Annotated in this window: 14 protein-coding genes; 10 read left to right on the forward strand and 4 right to left on the reverse strand. The window is 42.6% G+C overall.

The window, feature by feature from the left end; translation table 11 throughout:
• Window positions 1-261 precede the first annotated feature (261 nt).
• Entirely contained in the window at window positions 262-792 is a 531-nt protein-coding gene (locus FTV13_RS11230) for a hypothetical protein (RefSeq protein ID WP_179992268.1), read from the reverse strand.
• 773 nt (window positions 793-1,565) lie between these two features.
• On the opposite strand from FTV13_RS11230, the gene FTV13_RS11235 reads away from it, so the two are divergent.
• Both FTV13_RS11235 and FTV13_RS11240 read left to right on the forward strand, forming a co-directional pair.
• The gene (locus FTV13_RS11235; protein ID WP_034170011.1) at window positions 1,566-3,803 is read left to right on the forward strand and encodes an NADP-dependent isocitrate dehydrogenase; all 2,238 of its coding nucleotides are present in this window, start codon (window positions 1,566-1,568) and stop codon (window positions 3,801-3,803) included.
• A 248-nt stretch (window positions 3,804-4,051) separates the two neighbouring features.
• Complete coding sequence (locus FTV13_RS11240) at window positions 4,052-5,095, forward strand: metallophosphoesterase (protein WP_180012070.1); 1,044 nt, start codon at window positions 4,052-4,054, stop codon at window positions 5,093-5,095.
• 43 nt (window positions 5,096-5,138) lie between these two features.
• Here the strand turns inward: FTV13_RS11240 and FTV13_RS11245 are convergent, their stop codons facing one another.
• On the reverse strand, window positions 5,139-5,561 hold the full coding sequence (locus FTV13_RS11245) for an OsmC family protein (RefSeq protein WP_004782528.1): 423 nt from the start codon (window positions 5,559-5,561) through the stop codon (window positions 5,139-5,141).
• A 147-nt stretch (window positions 5,562-5,708) separates the two neighbouring features.
• Here FTV13_RS11245 and crp point away from each other — a divergent pair, with 147 nt between their 5' ends.
• The 4 genes from crp to clpB all read left to right on the forward strand — a co-directional run bounded on the left by crp (window position 5,709) and on the right by clpB (window position 10,998).
• On the forward strand, window positions 5,709-6,416 hold the full coding sequence (gene crp, locus FTV13_RS11250; protein WP_004782527.1) for a cAMP-activated global transcriptional regulator CRP: 708 nt from the start codon (window positions 5,709-5,711) through the stop codon (window positions 6,414-6,416).
• Between the two features lie 193 nt (window positions 6,417-6,609).
• Window positions 6,610-7,659, forward strand: coding sequence for an NADP(H)-dependent aldo-keto reductase (locus tag FTV13_RS11255; RefSeq protein WP_159123982.1), 1,050 nt, complete (start codon window positions 6,610-6,612; stop codon window positions 7,657-7,659).
• A 140-nt stretch (window positions 7,660-7,799) separates the two neighbouring features.
• Complete coding sequence (locus FTV13_RS11260; protein ID WP_180012072.1) at window positions 7,800-8,165, forward strand: antitoxin Xre/MbcA/ParS toxin-binding domain-containing protein; 366 nt, start codon at window positions 7,800-7,802, stop codon at window positions 8,163-8,165.
• 253 nt (window positions 8,166-8,418) lie between these two features.
• On the forward strand, window positions 8,419-10,998 hold the full coding sequence (gene clpB / locus FTV13_RS11265; RefSeq protein ID WP_180012075.1) for an ATP-dependent chaperone ClpB: 2,580 nt from the start codon (window positions 8,419-8,421) through the stop codon (window positions 10,996-10,998).
• Window positions 10,999-11,065: 67 nt separating this feature from the next.
• On the opposite strand, the gene rlmKL is transcribed toward clpB, so the two are convergent.
• Window positions 11,066-13,270, reverse strand: coding sequence for a bifunctional 23S rRNA (guanine(2069)-N(7))-methyltransferase RlmK/23S rRNA (guanine(2445)-N(2))-methyltransferase RlmL (gene rlmKL, locus FTV13_RS11270; RefSeq protein ID WP_179992273.1), 2,205 nt, complete (start codon window positions 13,268-13,270; stop codon window positions 11,066-11,068).
• Window positions 13,271-13,924: 654 nt separating this feature from the next.
• On the opposite strand from rlmKL, the gene FTV13_RS11275 reads away from it, so the two are divergent.
• From FTV13_RS11275 to FTV13_RS11290, 4 genes are all read left to right on the forward strand, one after another.
• Entirely contained in the window at window positions 13,925-14,257 is a 333-nt protein-coding gene (locus FTV13_RS11275; protein ID WP_034170006.1) for a hypothetical protein, read from the forward strand.
• Between the two features lie 223 nt (window positions 14,258-14,480).
• Complete coding sequence (locus FTV13_RS11280) at window positions 14,481-15,497, forward strand: aspartate carbamoyltransferase catalytic subunit (RefSeq protein ID WP_004782500.1); 1,017 nt, start codon at window positions 14,481-14,483, stop codon at window positions 15,495-15,497.
• A gap of 10 nt (window positions 15,498-15,507) precedes the next feature.
• Window positions 15,508-16,746 (forward strand): dihydroorotase, encoded by a 1,239-nt coding sequence (locus tag FTV13_RS11285; RefSeq protein ID WP_159123875.1) that lies wholly within the window; start codon window positions 15,508-15,510, stop codon window positions 16,744-16,746.
• A gap of 193 nt (window positions 16,747-16,939) precedes the next feature.
• Window positions 16,940-18,433, forward strand: coding sequence for an OmpA family protein (locus tag FTV13_RS11290; RefSeq protein WP_257218512.1), 1,494 nt, complete (start codon window positions 16,940-16,942; stop codon window positions 18,431-18,433).
• 58 nt (window positions 18,434-18,491) lie between these two features.
• Here the strand turns inward: FTV13_RS11290 and FTV13_RS11295 are convergent, their stop codons facing one another.
• Complete coding sequence (locus FTV13_RS11295) at window positions 18,492-19,904, reverse strand: short-chain fatty acid transporter (RefSeq protein WP_004782496.1); 1,413 nt, start codon at window positions 19,902-19,904, stop codon at window positions 18,492-18,494.
• Window positions 19,905-19,998 lie beyond the last annotated feature (94 nt).

A 19,998-nucleotide genomic window follows, 5' to 3' on the forward strand; every position in this document is an offset into this window, starting at 1 on the left:
TCCAGTCAGTGCTTGTCCTGACTGGAGTTGTTTTAAGGCTGTTTCAAAATCAAATGTAGTTGCCATAATGCATCATTCCTGTTTTTAACAGTTTAAGGAAATGACACAGTTTTTTGAACACTACCAAGTGCTGGCAAATACTTACTACACCCGGGATCGAAGATATTGCTGTCATGTTAGAGGCTGCATACGAAAAGCCTTATTCAGTTAATGGGGTAGGGTGAGTAGTGAGGCTGAGGATTTTTGTGTGATATGAGATTGTTAATCTTCAGTTATCGTAAAGTGATGTCTCATTAAGTCAGTATTATTTGCATCATTTATTATAGAAATTAATACATCATATATAGCAGTTAGCTCATCTAGACTATGGAAAGCGCTCTTTCTGTTTATACGCTTACACATATCAAAAATATCTTCTTGGACTTCTTCAGCATGGTTAACTTTTTCTTTAGTGAGTGTAATTAACTTTCGAATATCACCTTCTATTACTTCGCTATTCTGATCGAGTGATTTGATAGACCCTTCCGACAATTTCAATATTTTTTTAAAATTATTTATTTTTAATGCGTTTTTATCTAAAGCTATGAGTGACATATTAAGGGATTGTATCTTTAATTCAAATTTTCTTTGTTCATCTGCACGATCTTCATGTTTTTTTGCAATTTTTATCTGTTCAATTATTTGTCTATAACCAAAAATTGCAAGACTTAGCGCTAATATGCCTATCAGAATCTGAATCTGTCCTGAATTGCTCTCAGCCCATGTCGAAAAACTAACTAAATAATTCAGCATAAAATAAGTCCTTATTGTAAATTAATCAGCATTCTACCCAAATTTAATTAGAAGATTCTTATTAATTAAACCAACATACTGGCATTATCTAAAGCCTATTAAACCAATAGAACCATTTTTTTATTTGAATTACGGTCGATACATTTCCAGTGTTTGTAAAGGTAATTAAAAAAATGCACATAATTTAAACTGAACAAAGAGTAGAAAGGTGACTATTATTTAGGTTGTCTTAAGTCTTTAGGATTAACTATCAATTTATCAGGTGCAGATCATAGATTTCGATAGGGAATAGCAGATCTGTTTCAATTCGCTTTTTAACCCATACTTATGGAAATTACGGCCATTGATAATTTATTTTCATGATACCCAACATGTAGATAAAAATTGATGGCAAAAAACCGAATTAAGCACACATTAAGTTTATAGGTGAATTTGTCTGATTTTTAATTTAAGTAATTGAATCATAATGATTAAATTATAATTTTTGGTAAAATTAAGCAAAATCTGCAAATTAACCTTCTAATGCACAAATCGCATGGTTTGGCAATGTGCCGATTCGAAAAAAGGTTCATTTTCACGTAGAATACTGCTGTCGGTGAATCACGCTGACAATTTTTACGAATTTTTCAGGCAAAGTTGAATATGTATTGATATTCCTTTGACTGAGGTGCAACCAGCACCACTACTTTCAAAGTTTATTTAAGTAACCGGTTCGCTGAAATTAGGCCAAAAGCCTGATGATCAGAAACTCAATCCAAAGCAAGGGGCTATATATGGCTGGTGGAAAGTCAACAATCATTTACACACTGACCGACGAGGCGCCATTATTGGCGACTTACTCTCTACTGCCGATCATTGAGACCTTTACTAAGCCGGCGGGCGTTGAGATTGTTAAGACAGACATCTCTGTAGCCGCACGCGTACTTGCAGAATTCGCAGACTATCTAAGCGATGAGCAGAAAGTTTCAGATAACCTGGCAGAATTAGGTCGTCTTACTCAGGACCCAGATACTAATATCATTAAACTCCCTAATATTAGTGCGTCTGTTGCTCAGTTGACGTCATGCATTAAAGAACTTCAGTCTAAGGGCTATGCACTGCCTGATTATCCGGAAAACCCGACTACTGAAGAAGAAAAAGCAATTAAAGCGCGTTATAGCAAGTGCCTAGGTTCAGCAGTGAACCCAGTACTTCGTGAAGGTAACTCTGACCGTCGTGCGCCGACAGCAGTGAAAAACTACGCGAAAAAACACCCACATTCTATGGGTGAATGGAAACCTTGGTCACAAACTCACGTTTCTCACATGCAAGAAGGCGACTTCTACCATGGCGAAAAGTCTATGACTTTAGACCGTGCACGTAATGTGAAAATGGAACTGATCACCAAGTCTGGTGAAACTATCGTTCTTAAGCCAAAAGTTGCGCTTCAAGACGGCGAAATCATCGACTCAATGTTCATGAGCAAAAAAGCCCTTTGCGACTTCTATGAAAAAGAATTAGAAGATTGTAAAGAAGCTGGCATCCTGTTCTCTTTACACGTTAAAGCGACCATGATGAAAGTATCACACCCGATCGTATTCGGTCACTGTGTGCGTATTTACTACAAAGATGCGTTTGAGAAACACGGTAAATTATTCGACGAGCTCGGCATTAACGTAAACAACGGTATGGCTGGTCTTTACGAAAAAATCGAATCTTTACCGACTTCTTTACGTGAAGAAATCATTGAAGATCTTCATGCATGTCAAGAACACCGTCCAGCACTTGCGATGGTTGATTCTGCAAAAGGTATTACCAACTTCCATTCTCCAAACGACGTGATTGTAGATGCTTCTATGCCTGCAATGATCCGTACTGGCGGTAAAATGTGGGGTGCTGACGGTAAACCTTACGACTGTAAAGCAGTTATGCCTGAATCTACATTCGCACGTATTTATCAGGAAATGATCAACTTCTGTAAATGGAATGGTAACTTCGACCCACGTACTATGGGTACAGTTCCTAACGTTGGTCTGATGGCTCAAAAAGCTGAAGAATACGGTTCTCACGACAAGACTTTCGAAATTCCAGAAGCGGGTGTTGCGAACATCACTGACCTTGAAACTGGTGAAGTGTTGATGTCTCAAAACGTGGAAGAAGGTGATATCTGGCGTATGTGCCAGGTGAAAGACGCACCGATCCGCGACTGGGTGAAACTGGCTGTAACTCGTGCACGTAACTCTGGCATGCCAGCAATCTTCTGGCTTGACCCGTACCGTCCACACGAAAACGAACTGATCAAAAAAGTTCAAACATACCTGAAAGACCACGATACAGAAGGTTTAGACATCCAAATCATGTCTCAAGTACGTGCGATGCGTTATACACTTGAACGTGTTGCTCGCGGTCTGGATACGATTTCTGTGACTGGTAACATCCTGCGTGACTACCTGACTGACCTGTTCCCAATCATGGAGCTTGGTACTTCTGCGAAAATGCTGTCTATCGTGCCTCTAATGGCAGGTGGCGGTATGTACGAAACTGGTGCTGGTGGTTCTGCGCCTAAACACGTACAACAATTGGTAGAAGAAAACCACTTACGTTGGGATTCTCTAGGTGAGTTCTTGGCATTGGCTGTTTCTCTGGAAGAAATGGGCATTAAAGAAAACAATGCACGTGCGAAACTGCTCGCGAAAACACTGGATGCTGCGACTGGTAAATTGCTTGACAATGACAAGTCTCCATCACGTCGTACTGGCGAGCTAGACAACCGTGGCAGCCACTTCTACCTGGCTAAATTCTGGGCTGAAGAACTTGTAGCGCAAGACGAAGATGCAGAATTGAAAGCGAAATTTGCACCGATCGCTCAGTCTCTTGCTGAAAATGAAGAGAAGATCGTAAGTGAATTGAATGCAGTTCAAGGCCAATCTGTAGATATCGGTGGTTACTATGCGGTTGATCCTGCGAAAGTAAATGCTGTAATGCGTCCAAGTGCTACATTGAACCAAATCATTGAGTCACTAAACGCTTAATCAGGCTGTACTAGCTTTAAAGCTCGTAAAGTGAATAAAACCGGTGCTTAGGCGCCGGTTTTTTATTGTTTTTAGATATACATTTAAATAATAAATGAAGGAAATAGGATACGAGTTAAGTTTCTGATCTATCATCATTTGATTAAATGATCGAGATGATTAAAAAATAATTCTGAACTTGTTATATTGATTTAAAGTATAAGCGCTATATTAAAAAAAGGTTTTATTGAACTGGGTAGGGTAGAGCCATGAGTAATCAGATATTCATACAGCAGACTTTCGATGGTCCGGTGGATATTGTTGGCGATATTCATGGTGAGATCGACGCGCTACAACAATTATTAAAAGTATTGGGCTACGATCTGCAAGGTCGTCATTCTGAACAGCGTAAACTGATTTTTGTCGGGGATCTGTGTGATCGTGGACCAGACAGTATCGCTGTCATCAGACAGATTAAAACCTTAATAGAAAATGGCAATGCGCAATGCATTCTGGGTAATCATGAAATCAACTTGTTAACCGATACGCTACGGGAAGGCAATGGCTGGTTTTTTGGTTCACCGCATCAGGATGATCTCAAAACTTTTGATTCAGTTCAGGCTTCAATTCAGGATCGTGCATGGATTCTAGAATTTCTAAACAGCCTGCCTTTGGCTCTAGATGCACCCCATTTAAGAATTGTGCATGCTTGCTGGGATACGCAGGCAATTCAACAATTGAAATCTGTTCCTTTTAATTCAATCAGACAGGCTTATGATTATTTTGTCCTGAAAAATGAGCTTGAGTTGCAGACGTTAGGCTTTGATGAATATATCCAGAGTGAACAGCAGCAATACCAAGGACAATTCAAGGATCCAGCAGCTAGCATTCCCTTATTAAAATATATCGCTGAGAAAGAGTTACGCGACCAGATGCAAAATCCGATTCGTACCTTAAGCTCAGGCGCAGAGAAAATTGCGCAACGTCCAGTCTATGCAGGGGGACGCTGGCGCATGATTGATCGTTTGCCATGGTGGGAGTGTTATACAGATACGATACCTGTCGTGATTGGCCATTATTGGCGAAACTTTAAAACCACCGAAGAAAAATCCGGTCTGTTTAAGCATATTGATGCCCTGCAATGGTTTGGACAGCAGCAGAATGTATTCTGTGTCGACTATTCAGTGGGCAGGCGTTATCGTGACCGACAGCAACAGGCTGAGTTTGCCCATCATCTCGGGGCTTTAAGACTGCCTGAAAATCTGGTGATTTTTGAAGATGGCCAGCAGTATTTCACTCAAAAAATGACGTAAAAAAAGCAGCCACGAAGACTGCTTTTTTATTGAAATTAGCGGATTATTCCACTTCTACAATTTCAAAATCGTGAGTAATTTCGACCCCACCGTCAGATAGCATTTTACTGGCAGAACAGTATTTCTCAGCAGAAAGTTCTACGGCTTTAGCGACCTGTTTCTCTTTGATGCCTTTACCGCTGACCACAAAGTGTAGATGGATTTTGGTAAATACCGCAGGAATTGTATCGGCACGTTCTGCTTTTAATTCACAGCGAACATCAGTAATCTCCTGACGTGCTTTCTTTAAAATTGTCACAATGTCAAAAGAAGCACAACCACCCAGACCGGTCAAAATCAGTTCCATTGGGCGAGGACCACGGTTTTCACCGCCATATTCAGGTGAACCATCCATGATGATACTGTGACCACTTTGAGTTTTTGCTTCAAAAGCAACATTCTCTAGCCAATGAACACTCGTTTGCATTGCAACTACCTAAAAAAAGCTATAAATTTACGAAGTAACTGTACACTAACATAAATTGGGTTGATAAGGAATTTCAATCCCACTGTGTGACAAGTTCACATTAGGTCTTGTGCGATCTATAAATTATCCATATTCGGAACTGTAAGCATGACTTCAAACTTTTCACAATTAAGCACAGACGCACTTTCGCCGGGGCAACTACCTGAATCAGTGAAAGCGTTATTAAAACGTGCATATATCAATCGCTATCCAAAACGTACCACGATCGTGGATGCAGGATCAGAATCTAAATCGCTGTATTTAATTCTGAAGGGGTCTGTATCTATCATTCTTCGTGAAGATGATGAACGTGAGATTGTGGTAGCTTATTTAAATGCGGGAGACTTCTTTGGGGAAATGGGTCTTTTCGAAGCAAATCCACAGCGTACTGCAGAAGTGCGTACTCGTGATGTCTGTGAAATTGCTGAAATTACCTATGAAAACTTTCATGAAATTAGCAAACAATATCCAGATCTAAGCTATGCAGTTTTTGCTCAGCTGGTTCGCCGTCTGAAAAATACCACACGTAAAGTGACTGACCTGGCATTTATCGATGTGTCTGGTCGTATTGCACGTTGTCTGATTGACCTGTCATCTCAGCCAGAAGCGATGATCTTGCCAAATGGTCGTCAGATCCGTATTACCCGTCAGGAAATTGGCCGTATTGTTGGGTGTTCACGTGAAATGGTCGGTCGTGTTCTAAAAACTCTAGAAGAACAGGGCATGATTGAAACCGATGGTAAGGCGATTCTGATTTTTGATGCATCGCTGGAAGAACCTGAAGCAGTGGGTGCTGGCGAGTTCGAAGACGAATAAGCCAAAAGCACGATAAAAAGCAAATCTTCGGGTTTGCTTTTTTTATTCCTGTTTAAAAATTTCAGCCTGATTCAGAACATAACAAATTGGCACAAGCTTGTTAGAAAAGATGATTTAAGTCCGTCTTATAATTCCGATAGGCTATAGCACACTTGCTCTTGATAAATAACAGATAAACTTAAAGGATATTTTTATGCAATTCAGACCATTGGCGGATACTGGGATTTTATTGCCAGAAATCTGTTTGGGCACCATGACTTTTGGTGAGCAAAATACTCAGGAAGAGGCTTTTCAGCAATTAGACTATGCCTTGGATCAAGGTTTATATTTCTGGGATACCGCAGAAATGTATCCGGTGCCACCCAAGCCTGAAACGCAAGGGGCAACTGAACGCATCATTGGTAACTGGATTGCTTCACGGGGTGGTCGTGACAAACTGTTTTTAGCTTCGAAAATTGCGGGTCCGTCACAAGGTGGGAGCCATATCCGTGATGGTCAGACCCGGTTTGTGGCAGATGAGATTGCATCAGCAATTGATAATTCATTGTCGCGTTTGCAAACTGATTATATCGACCTGTACCAATTGCACTGGCCTCAGCGCGCAACCAATTTCTTTGGCAAGCTGGGTTATGGCAATGCAGAAGCTGCAGATGATCGTGCCGTAACGAATCTGGAAGAAACCCTGACTGCTTTGCATGACGAAATTAAGAAAGGTCGTATCCGTTATATTGGCCTGTCCAATGAAACACCTTGGGGCACCATGAAGTTCCTGCATCTGGCAGAGAAATTGGGACTTTCTAAATTTGTTAGCGTGCAAAATCCGTATAGCTTGCTGAATCGGACTTATGAAATTGGTATGTCGGAAATTGCCAAATACGAAGGTGTAGGTTTGCTGGCTTATTCTCCACTGGCATTCGGTTATCTGACTGGTAAATTCCGCAATGGTGCACGTCCAGCCAATGCACGTGTGACTTTATTTTCACGTTTTAGCCGTTATAGCAATCCGGAAAGCGAGTGGGCCGTCGAGCAGTATGCACAACTGGCTGAGCAGCATGGCCTGACCTTAACCCAGTTGTCACTGGCTTTCATTAAACAGCAGTTCTTCGTGACCAGTACTATTATTGGTGCGACCAACTTGGATCAGCTCAAAGAAAACATTCAGGCGTTTGACGTGAATCTGTCTGAAGAAGTCTTGCAGGGCATTGAAGCCATTCACCGTCAGCAGCCCAATCCGGCACCATAATCACGATATTACCATTCTAAAACACCCTCTAAGCGAGGGTGCTTTTAATTTGATGAGTAAATTTGATGATAAACAACATAGCAAGAAAAGGATAAAGGCAGCATAATCAAAACAAGATTCATCAATAGGATTTAATAAAAATGAATAATGAAACGGATATTTCTAAATCCCAAGTACTAGCTATAGCAATATTCAATCTCGCTGAACAGTTGCAATTGCAAGAATCTGAGCTTGCATTAGTTCTGGATCTATCTAAAGCAGAATTATCGTCAATCATAAATCAAAAAGAATTAGAACCAGATACTACCGCAGGTAAAAGAGCAATAACTTTAATCAATATCTATCAGGCATTATTTAGCCTGAATGGTGGGGATTTGAGCTGGATGCGCCAGTTTATCAATTCACCTAACAAGCTTTTGGATCAGCAAATACCAAGATCCTTGATGCAAACAGAATATGGTTTGAGTGCAGTATTGCGATTACTAGGACGCTTGCAACCGCACTAAAGGTCTTTCTCTATTTTCTACCCATCCGAAAAATAGCAGAGTCAATTAAATCAAATATTCATTATTGATCTTCACCTTAAAAATTCTACTTTCGCTCACTTGAAATATTTTCATTGAATACCAATATTAATACTGATAACTCTGTCTTTTATTTAATTAAATTTTTGAAAAATATATAAAAAATTATTTGAAATTTTATTTCCAGCACCCATATATCCATCAAGTAGAAAATTTGTTGTGAGGAATAACAAGAATGCGTTTTGAGAAATTTACCAATCGCTTACAGCAAACCCTTTCCGATGCGCAATCTCTGGCAATGAGCAAGGATCATGCTGCCATTGAAGGGATTCACATCTTGTCCACCTTGATGGAAGAAGCATCGAATGTGAGCTTGCTGCAACAGGCAGGAGCGAACCTGCGTGACCTGCAAAGCAAAGTACAAACTGCGCTGAACAATGTAGCTACGCTCGGTAATCCCTCTGCCGATATCAATATCAGTCAGGAAGCAGCCAAAGCCCTGCATCTAGCGGACAGTTATGCACAAAAAGCAGGAGATGAGTTCCTGTCCACTGACTGGGTATTACTGGCACTTGCAGAAACGGGTGCCACCAAAACCTTATTAAATAGTGTTGGCGTAAAAACTGAAACTTTACGACAGGTCATTAATCAAATTCGAGGCGATGAAAAAGTCATGAGCAATAATCATGAAGATCAACGGGACTCACTGAATAAATATACGATTGATTTAACTGAACGTGCCATGGCTGGCAAACTTGACCCGGTGATTGGTCGTGATGATGAAATCCGTCGTACGATCCAGGTGCTGTCACGCCGTACCAAAAACAACCCGGTACTGATCGGTGAGCCAGGTGTCGGTAAAACTGCGATTGTCGAAGGTCTGGCACAACGTATTGTTAACGGTGAAGTTCCTGAAGGCTTGAAAGGCAAACGTGTATTATCACTGGACTTAGGTTCATTGCTGGCAGGTGCCAAATATCGTGGTGAGTTCGAAGAACGTCTGAAAGCCGTTCTGAAAGATCTGGCTAAACATGAAGGCGAAATCATCCTGTTCATTGACGAGCTGCATACATTGGTCGGTGCCGGTAAAGGCGATGGCGCCATGGATGCGGGTAACATGCTGAAACCTGCATTAGCGCGCGGTGAACTACGCTGTGTCGGTGCAACGACTCTGGATGAATATCGTCAGTACATTGAAAAAGATGCAGCTTTAGAGCGTCGTTTCCAGAAAGTGCTGGTGGATGAACCAAGCGTGGAAGATACCATTGCGATTCTGCGTGGTCTGAAAGATCGTTATGCAACTCACCATGGTGTGCAGATTCTGGATTCTGCAATCATTGCTGCGGCGAAAATGTCGCATCGTTACATCACAGATCGTCAATTGCCGGATAAAGCCATTGACCTGATTGATGAAGCAGCATCTCGTATCAAAATGGAGCTGGATTCTAAACCTGAAGCACTGGATAAACTCGAACGTCGTCTGATTCAGCTGAAGATGCAGCTTGAAGCGGTGAAAAAAGATGCAGACTCTGGTGCACAAAGCGAAGTGAAACATCTGGAAGAGCAGATTGCCACTGTAGAGAAAGAGTACAGCGAGCTGGAAGAAATCTGGCGTGCCGATAAAGCGCTGGTAGCAGGCAACAAAGATATTCAGGTGAAACTGGATCAGGCTCGCATTGCGCTGGAAAAAGCCCAGCGTGAAGGTGATCTGGCTGAAGCAGCACGTTATCAATACGGTGTGATTCCTGAACTGCAAAAACAGCTGGAACGTATTGAAGCGGCTGAAGAAAGTGAAGCACCAAAACTGTTACGTGACAAAGTCACTGACAATGAGATCGCTGAAGTAGTCAGTGCTGCGACCGGTATTCCTGTGGCGAAAATGCTGCAAGGTGAGCGTGATAAACTGCTGCATATGGAAGAATTCCTGCATAACCGTGTTGTTGGTCAGGAAGAAGCCGTAGTGGCTGTATCTAATGCTGTGCGCCGTTCACGTGCTGGCTTGTCCGATCCTAACCGTCCAAGTGGTTCATTCCTGTTCTTAGGCCCAACAGGTGTGGGTAAAACAGAATTGACTAAAGCTTTGGCGAACTTCCTGTTCGACAGTGACGATGCCATGATCCGAATCGACATGTCCGAATTTATGGAAAAACATTCGGTGAGCCGCTTGGTCGGTGCACCTCCGGGCTATGTCGGTTATGAAGAAGGTGGTGTGCTGACTGAAGCGGTGCGCCGTAAACCATATAGCGTGGTGTTATTCGATGAGGTCGAAAAAGCGCATCCGGATGTATTTAACATTCTGCTGCAAGTGCTAGATGATGGTCGTTTGACTGACTCGCAAGGTCGTGTGGTGGACTTTAAAAATACCGTGATTGTGATGACTTCGAACCTGGGTTCACAGGATGTCCGTGAACTGGGCGATAAAGCAACTCGTGAAGAAGTCCGTACAGTGGTGATGAATGCGGTATCGGAACATTTCCGTCCAGAGTTTATCAACCGTATTGATGAGCTAGTGGTGTTCCATGCACTGGAAAAAGACCAGATCCGTGGTATTGCCGATATCCAGTTGAACCGCTTGCGTCAACGTCTGGCAGAACGCGATATGCGTCTGTCTGTGGATGACAGTGCTTTCGATCAGTTAATCGAAGCTGGTTTCGATCCGTTGTATGGTGCGCGTCCATTAAAACGTGCGATCCAGCAACGTATTGAAAATGGTTTGGCACAAAGCATCCTGGCAGGTGAGTTTGGCCCTGGTGATACCATCGTCGTTCGTGGTGAAAGTGGCGAGCTGGTCTTTGAAAAAATGAAACTCAGCTAATAGAAGTTCTCCTCGCAACAAAAAAAACCAGCCTAGGCTGGGTTTTTCTTTATCTTATATTCACACCTTACATTTTTGGATGAGTAATTTTCCAGGCACGGTGAATTTTCTGGTTACGCTTGAAGTCTGGACCAATGGTTTCATGCGTGATTTCTTCCACGTCATATAAACCTTCAATCATTTCATCCATTTCGAAACCACGGTAGTTGTTCGAGAAATACAACGTACCGTCAGTGGTTAAACGGTTCATGGCACGTTTCAATAAAGAGACGTGGTCACGCTGAACGTCGAAAGTCCCGTAGAATTTTTTCGAGTTAGAGAATGTCGGTGGATCGATAAAGATCAGGTCATATTGTTCATGACCTTCTTTCAGCCATTCAAAACAGTCAGATGCAAAGAATTGATGTTGTTGATCGGCATGGTCTACAGTCAGGCCGTTTAGAACAAAGTTCTCTTTTGACCAGTTCAAATAAGTATTAGACAAATCGACACTGGTGGTACTCGCTGCACCGCCTAAAGCTGCATGTAAGCTCGCGGTAGAGGTATAGCTGTACAGATTCAGGAAGTGCTTGCCTTTGGCTTCTTTGGCAATACGCAAACGTATCTGACGGTGATCCAGGAACAAACCGGTATCCAGATAGTCGGTCAGGTTGACCAGAATCTTGGCTTGGCCTTCCTGGACGATAAAACGTTTAGACGCTGTACTTTGTTTGGTGTACTGGTTTTTACCTTCCTGACGGGCACGCGTCTTGATAAAGATCGCATCACGGCCCAAACCGGTCACGGCACGAATTGCCTGTAGAGCCAGGTTAAAACGTTTTTTTGCTTTTTCAGGATCGATTTTTTTCGGTGGTGCATATTCCTGAACATGCAGACGTTCGCCGTATAGATCAACTGCTACATTAAAGTCCGGCAGGTCGGCATCATACAAACGCAGGCAGTGAATATTTTCTTTTACCGCCCATTTTTTCAGGGTTTGCATATTCTTGGTCAGGCGGTTAGCAAATTCCATCGCACCTTCAATCGGCTCGAATTGTTGCGGCTGCCAGCTTTCCAGGAAAGGACGTGTGACTGCTGCCGGTTTTACCGTACCGAAACGGATATAGATTGGCAGTTTACCGTTCATCAAACGCAGAATTTGTGGATCATTGAACGCCAAGACATCGGCCTGTTCCACCTGAGCAGCAATGACTGCGGCTTTTTGATTCGGGAAATTCTTTTGCAGCAGATTAGACAGGCCCAGATACAAGGCACGGTTAGATGCCTTATCGCCCAGACGCTCACCATATGGTGGATTCGTCACAAAGAAGACTTTCTTGCCTTCAGCCTGGAAATCTGGCCAGTCGGATAAAGTACGCTCTTCGATCTTGATCTGATCGAGGGCTGATTCAAAACCTGCCGCAATAATGTTCTGTTTAGTGGCTTTCACTGCTTCCCAGTCGGCATCAAAAGCATAGAATTTCGGTAATGGGTTTTCTAGCGCAGCTTTATGACGTTCAGCCGCTTCAGCTTTAATCCCCATCCACAATTCATGATCATGACCATTCCAGCCATTAAATCCGAAACGACGAACCAGACCTGGGGCACGATCCGTCAGAATCATCAGGGATTCAATGATAAACGTCCCTGAACCACACATTGGATCAACCACAATATCCGGGTTGATGTCTTTCAGGCCGCCTTTTTGCAGGATCGCAGCCGCCAGATTTTCCTTAATTGGTGCTTCAGTCATAAAGCGGCGATAGCCACGTTTATGCAGGGAATCACCAGATAAATCTAAACAATAAGTGTGTTCTTTTTTACCGGCCAGAATGTACATGGTAATTTCTGGCTGTTTGGTATCAATACTTGGACGTTTGCCCACAGCTTCCATAAAGGAATCGACAACACCATCTTTGGCACGTAGAGTTGCAAACTGGGTGTTGACCTTAATATCACGTTCAACGTGCAGACGAATCGCAAAGGTGCTTTGTGGTGCAAAAATCAGTGACCAGTCGAAGCTCATCGCACCTTCATAAAGCTCTTCTGCAACATCACGCGCATCGTGGGAGAATTCGATTTCATGCGTGTGAATTGGCATCAGGACACGAGAAGCCAGACGAGACCACATACAAATGCGATATGCATTTTCAAGCGTGCCTTTGAAGGTCAGACGACCTGGGAAACGTTCAATATCCTGAACACCTAAACCTTTGATTTCTTCTTCTAATAAGGTTTCCAGACCATCGGCACAGGTGACCCAATAATTGCTTAAACGTGAAGAGGTATTCATAAAATAGAGAGACCGGAAAAGAATAAATAAAAAACTGCGCTCAGTTTAGCGTATTTTGCCTGTTAAAGCTTTGGAAATTTTTTAAATTCGAGCATATGTAGCCTAGTGTTACTCCTCCTAAAAAGCACTAAATGTTAACTTAAAAAGCAAACTAAAAATTGACGAGAGATGTAAAATTACAAAATACCAAGAATGAAAATATTTTGAATAAAACTTTTATTTTACAGATGGATATGTAATGGGTATTAAACTAATTCGCAATCTAGATCTTCAATTGCAGCCATGTTGTATGTGTGATTTAAAAAATAAATAATCGGGTTATTGATGTGATGGATCTGATGCCGGATCGTTTATATGCACCATATGGCATCAACATTACTCTAAAAGTAAAAGCTAAAATTTGGTCACTCATGTCAAGTGATCGAGACTAAGAATTGATTAGCCAGACGAGGAGTGAATCTAAAACAAAAAAGACACTGATCTACGATTGCTCGAGGTAGAACAATTTTCATTCATATCAATTTATAACTCACATAACTTATTTATTAATTTTGGTACGTTTATTGCTCTATCTAATATCAATGAAGCTGTAATGCTGAGGGGAATCATTACAGCTTCATCTTTATTCTTAATTATTATTTCGGAGGGGCTTAGATGTTGGATCTTCAATTACGCAGGAATGAGGCATTTTCAATCGCTACCTTGATCTATGCACGTTTAAGACGAGTGACTGGGCGAGTAATTGATGCCATGTATCTTGCAGAAAATATCCACTATGCAAAGCATGTGATTGGGCTGGCAGAGCAGACTGAAGATCCTGAGTTATTACATCTGGTCAATCGTTTAAAAACCACTCTGGATTTATCGTCATTTTCAGAACTGCAGGCTGAAGAACAGGCGGAAAAGGAACTGATTTCTGTGGAACCAAGTGAAGAAGATATCTATCGCGCACAGGTTTCACATCATTATATTGGCGCATTGCGCTAATTGGGGGATTGGGTGTGGATGCTCCAGACTGAAGCACTCATGTTTAAATGAAAAAACAAGCATATAGATAGACAGGTTAAATTATCTTATTGAAAAAATACATGGGAATTTAAATTTCCATTCTTATTACCGAGATGGTTTTTGTACAACCGAGCTCTTTATCAACTATAAAGATTCGCTAATCTCTGTATAATACGTTGACTTAACGTATAAGGAATCTCTCATGCACTTGGCGGCATTGCATACACCGAGCCAGATTCAACTCAACAAAGCAGGTAATCTTAAACATTTCCTGACCATCGAAGGTCTTTCTAAAGAAACTCTTACAAAAATACTGGACACTGCGTTGTCCTTTTTTAATGACCAAAATCAGCTGATCACCAATAATTTGCTCGAAGGCAAAACGGTGATGAACCTATTTTTTGAAAATTCTACCCGAACGCGTACTACATTTGAGGCAGCGGCCAAACGTCTGTCTGCCAACGTGCTGAATATCGATATTGCCCGTTCAAGTACCTCTAAAGGTGAAACTTTACGTGATACCTTGTGGAATCTTGAAGCCATGGCGGCAGATATTTTCGTGGTACGTCATTCATCTTCAGGTGCAGCACACTTTATTGCCAAAGATGTCTGTCCAAATGTCGCTATTATTAATGCAGGGGATGGCCGTCATGCCCATCCAACTCAAGCGATGCTGGATATGCTGACTATTCGCCGCGAGACCAATAAAAAATTCGAAGATATGTCGATTGCGATTATTGGCGATATCAAGCATTCGCGTGTAGCACGTTCAGATGTGGCGGCACTGCAAACCTTAGGCTGTAAAGATATTCGCGTGATTGCACCGAATACGTTATTGCCATACGGTTTTGATGACTACAGTGAAGATGTACGCCTGTTCAATAATATGGAAGATGGCATCAAAGACTGTGATGTGATCATTACCTTACGTATTCAAAACGAGCGTATTGATTCGCCAGCGCTGTCTTCTCAGGCTGAATTCTACAAAATGTATGGCCTGAATAAAGAACGTCTCGCCATGGCCAAGCCGGATTGTATCGTGATGCATCCAGGACCAATGAACCGTGGTGTGGAAATTGATTCCAGTATTGCAGACGGTCCGCAATCCGTGATTCTGAAACAGGTTACTAACGGGATTGCAGTACGTATGGCGGTACTGGCTCTTGCGATGCAGGGTCAGTTACAGGAACAGGGTTTGATTGAAGCGATTGCGGTATAAGGAATAAGTCATGTCTATTGTAAAAATTGAAAATGTCCGTGTTCTTGACCCAATCCAAAACACTGATTCAGTCGAAACGGTTTATCTGGAAAATGGTAAACGTATTGCAGAAACTGCTCACGTCTCTGAAACCATTGATGGGCAGGGCAAATGGCTGATGCCAACCATGGTGGATCTGTGTGCACGTTTACGAGAACCGGGCCAGCAGCAACACGGAACTTTAAAGTCTGAAGGTAAGGCTGCACGTGAAAACGGTATTCTGCATGTCTTTACCCCGCCAGATTCCAAACCGATTGTGCAGGATAATGGTGCGCTGATTCATGGTCTGGTTGAAAAAGCCATGCTGGATGGTGGCATTTATTTGCAAGTGATCGGTGCGCAAACTCAAGGTTTGCAAGGTCAGCAACCAGCCAATATGGCAGGTTTAAAAAAGGGTGGTTGTACTGCGGTTTCTAATGCCAGTGCGCCGTTTGCCAATGATGATGTGGTATTGCGTACACTTGAATATGCAGCGGGCTTGGACCTGACTGTAGTGTTCTATGCAGAAGAGCCGCAAATTGCCAAAGATGGTTGTGTGCATGAAGGCTTTATTGCTTCACGCCAAGGCTTGCCAATGATTCCATCGCTAGCGGAAACTGTGGCCATTGCCAAATACCTGCTCATGATTGAAGCAACTAAAGTACGTGCTCATTTTGGCTTGTTATCTTGTGGTGCATCAGTAGAACTGATTCGTATTGCTAAAGAAAAAGGCTTGCCAGTAACTTGTGATGTCGCTATGCACCAATTGCATCTGACTGACCATCTGATTGATGGCTTTAACTCTCTTGCACACGTGCGTCCACCATTACGTTCTGAATCTGACAAAGAATTACTGCGTCAGGGCGTAAAATCTGGTGTGATTGATGCGATCTGTACCCATCATGAACCCCTGAGCAGCTCTGCCAAAATGGCACCCTTTGCGGAAACACAGCCTGGCTTTACCGCGTTTGATACCTACGTACCGTTCGGTATCCAACTAGTGAATGAAGGCTTCTTTACGCCGTTGGAATGGGTGGAGAAAGTCACAGTTGCTCCTGCGAAAGTCGCCAGTATGTTTGAGCGTTGGAAAGCGGAAGCAGGCTGGGTACTGGTTGATCCAGAACAGGAGTGGACATTAAGCAAAGAAACGATCGTTTCTCAAGGTAAAAATACACCACTGCTCAATCAAAAAGTGAAAGGTAAAGTGCTGCAAACTTTTATTGCTGCATAACACTTACATTTCGCGTTTACAAAAAGTCAGCTTCGGCTGACTTTTTTATATCTTAATTAAAATAGTAGAAAAGTTAGCCCTATATAAACAGTGAAACTTTATGATATCAGTACAATTATTAACATTCCAAAGAGGGTGGGTCGCTACACTGATTAAATATTAAACATTATAAATCAGAATAATGGTGATCTTGATGAATACAGATTTAATTGAACGTTTAAAGAGTGATGTGACCGCCATTGTGCTGCAAGGTGAAACTGAACATCTATTTGCCAAGGATCAGGCCTTAGCCCAATTCTATCCTGTATTGTTAAGTATTCTTCGTGCAAGACCGGCCTGGATTGAAAGTTTCGGTCAGCAATTTAATCCCAAGATTGATGAATTATTTAATAATAATCCGACCCTAAAACAACAATTCCTGGCTCAGTTAGATTCAACTGCACCTCAAGATGAAATTGAACAGACCCTGAACCGGGCAATTGTTCCAACCATGAACTTCTTGCAAGCAGAAGCGGGTGCACCCACTGCTGAAGCAGTAGGCCATTTGTTAGATACCCATGCAGACTCGATTCAACGGGCATTATCAGTCTGGGCTGGCCCCATACTGGCATCTCTAGGCGTATCTCCGCTGGCGGGACAAAACCTGAACCGCGCACCGGGTCTGGCTTCTGAACCGGAGGCAGAGCCGGTACTGACTGAAGAGAAAAAGGCAGTAGTGTTCTGGCCATTTATTCTCCTCGTGATTATTGCTGCAATTATCTTATTCTTCTTCCGTGGATGCCTGCGTGATGATGATCCGGATGAATTGCGAAATGCTCAAGCGGTGAGTGAAGCTGCTGCAACGAACCCTGCAATTTTAAAAATCAGCACAGGTAGTCAGGGTGAAATCGTCAACTGTCAGGTACAGATGAATGATCCGAAATATATGCAGATTTTGCAAAATGAAATCAAACAGATCTTTAATTACAGTATTGGCTGTGGTGCAGTAGCCAATGAGAATTACCACTCAGAATTTATTGATCAGGATACGATTCCATCTGTATTGAAACTGCTGCAAGGCATGTCAAATGTGACTTTGACTTGGGCGGGTAATCAGGTGTCTGTACAGGCAGCAAACAGTGCGGATGCACAGCGTTTGGCAGGTCAGATTCGTGGTCTGGCTAAAAATGTAGAAGTCGTGACCCAAAAACCAGTTGATATGGATGAGGCGATCAATACAGCCAATACCGAGGCTAAAAAAGCTTTAGACGAACTTCAGATGGAAAATATTGAGGCGCTGGATGTTGCAACTGCCTTAAACCTGCAAATTATTCATTTTGCGACAGGTTCTACAGAAATTCCTGAAGTGAATAAAAGCTTGCTGGATCAGACCGCAGCTTTATTGCAATATGCCAAAGATGTACGTCTAACCGTAATAGGCCATACTGATACGGAAGGCAGCAGCACTCAAAATCAGGAGCTGTCTTTAAAACGTGCTCAAGCCATTGTGAATTATCTGGTGCAGAAAGGGGTGAACCCGGCGCAGTTACAACCAGTAGGTATGGCGGCGAATCAGCCTGCTCAACCGAATGCGACTTCAAACGGTCAGTATCAAAACCGTCGTGTAACTTTTGAAGTTATGAGTACCGAAGATGGCCGTGTCCATACTGTAGATAATGAAGGCGTAGTTGAAAAGAAAGCCAGCTAAATAATTCTTTCATCATAAAAAAAGGACGAATGATTCGTCCTTTTTTATTTGTTATAAATTAAGAGAAGACAGGTGGGGTATAAGTCAGGGTTCTTCCCAGGAACCAGAGTAAGAACAGTACCAACGGAAGATGAAAGACCAGTTGGGTCACTGTAAAACCGATCACATCTTTAGCCTTTAACTTTAGGATCCCCAGCATGGGGAGCATAAAGAAAGGATTAATCAGATTGGGTAAGGCTTCGGCTGCATTGTAAATCTGGACAGACCAGCCCAGATGCACTTTCAGGTCATGTGCGGCCTGCATCACATAAGGCGCTTCAATAATCCATTTTCCTCCACCAGAAGGAATGAAGAAGCCTAGAATAGCTGAATAAATTCCCATCACCACTGCAAAGGTTTCCTGCGAGGCAATCGAAACGAAGAACTCGGCGATATAGTGCGATAGGGACAGGTCAGCAGAATTCAGGGCATTGGTCATCATAAAGGCGATGCTGCCATAAAGCGGAAACTGGATCAGCACCCCTGAAATGGCCGGCACAGCTTTGGACACAGCATTGAGAAAATTACGTGGTGTACCATGTAAAGCTACACCCAAAATCAGAAAGATAAAGTTATAGGTGTTTAAGCTGGAGATTGCCAGAATAGGATTACTTTTGGAAAACTCGTTAAACATCCAGACCAGACCCAGAACCACAATCAGAATACTTAAGATTGGCGAGTTTTCCAGCCAGTCACCCGGCCGTTTATGGGTCACGGTTTCAGTCTTTTCTTCTTCAATCTGGATCGGGAAGTGATCAATAGTTTTAATATGATTGCCTTTGGGCGCAGACCAGTAGGCAATGGCAATCGAAGCAATAATCAAGACTGCTGTCATGATCATGGATTGCGGCAGGAAAATCGTTTCAGTAAATGGAATCACACCAGTCAGATTATAAAGTGGTTCTGGTAGACTGGATTTGTTGGCTTGTAATTGCGCTGCTGAAGAGCTGATACCCAGTGCCCAGGTTGCGCCCATCCCGATAATCGCTGCTGCGGCAGCCGCACGGTAATCCATATTCAGTTCTTTACGCTGCGCTAGCGCAATCACCAGAAGTGCGGTTAGAACCGTACTCATCGCCCAGTTAATCAGGGAAATCAGTAGACTAACAGTGGCGACGAGAACGATGGCTCCACGTCCAGAATGAGGAATGCGCGCCATTTTCTGAATCAGTAATTGCATCGGTTTGGAAACCGAAACTACATAACCCACCACGATCAGCATACACATCTGTAAGGTAAAGGGAATCAGACTCCAGAATCCGTCACCAAATGAAATCGCGACGTCTTGTGCCGGCGCACCAATGCCAATCGCGGCAATCGCAACGATGATGACACCGAGTAGGGCAAAGATATAAGAGTCCGGAAACCATTTTTCAGACCAGTCGCTGACGCGCATGGCAAAGCGCTGCAAGATATTTTGTTGAGTTTGCATGATTAAAATCCATTTATTCTGCATTTGTTATTAAGAAGTGGCTTTCTTCAGCCAAAAAGAAACCCTTAAAAATTTTCATTTTAAGGGCTGGAAA

The sequence above is a fragment of the Acinetobacter sp. YH12235 genome (genome assembly GCF_013417705.1).
Classification (GTDB): Bacteria; Pseudomonadota; Gammaproteobacteria; order Pseudomonadales; family Moraxellaceae; genus Acinetobacter.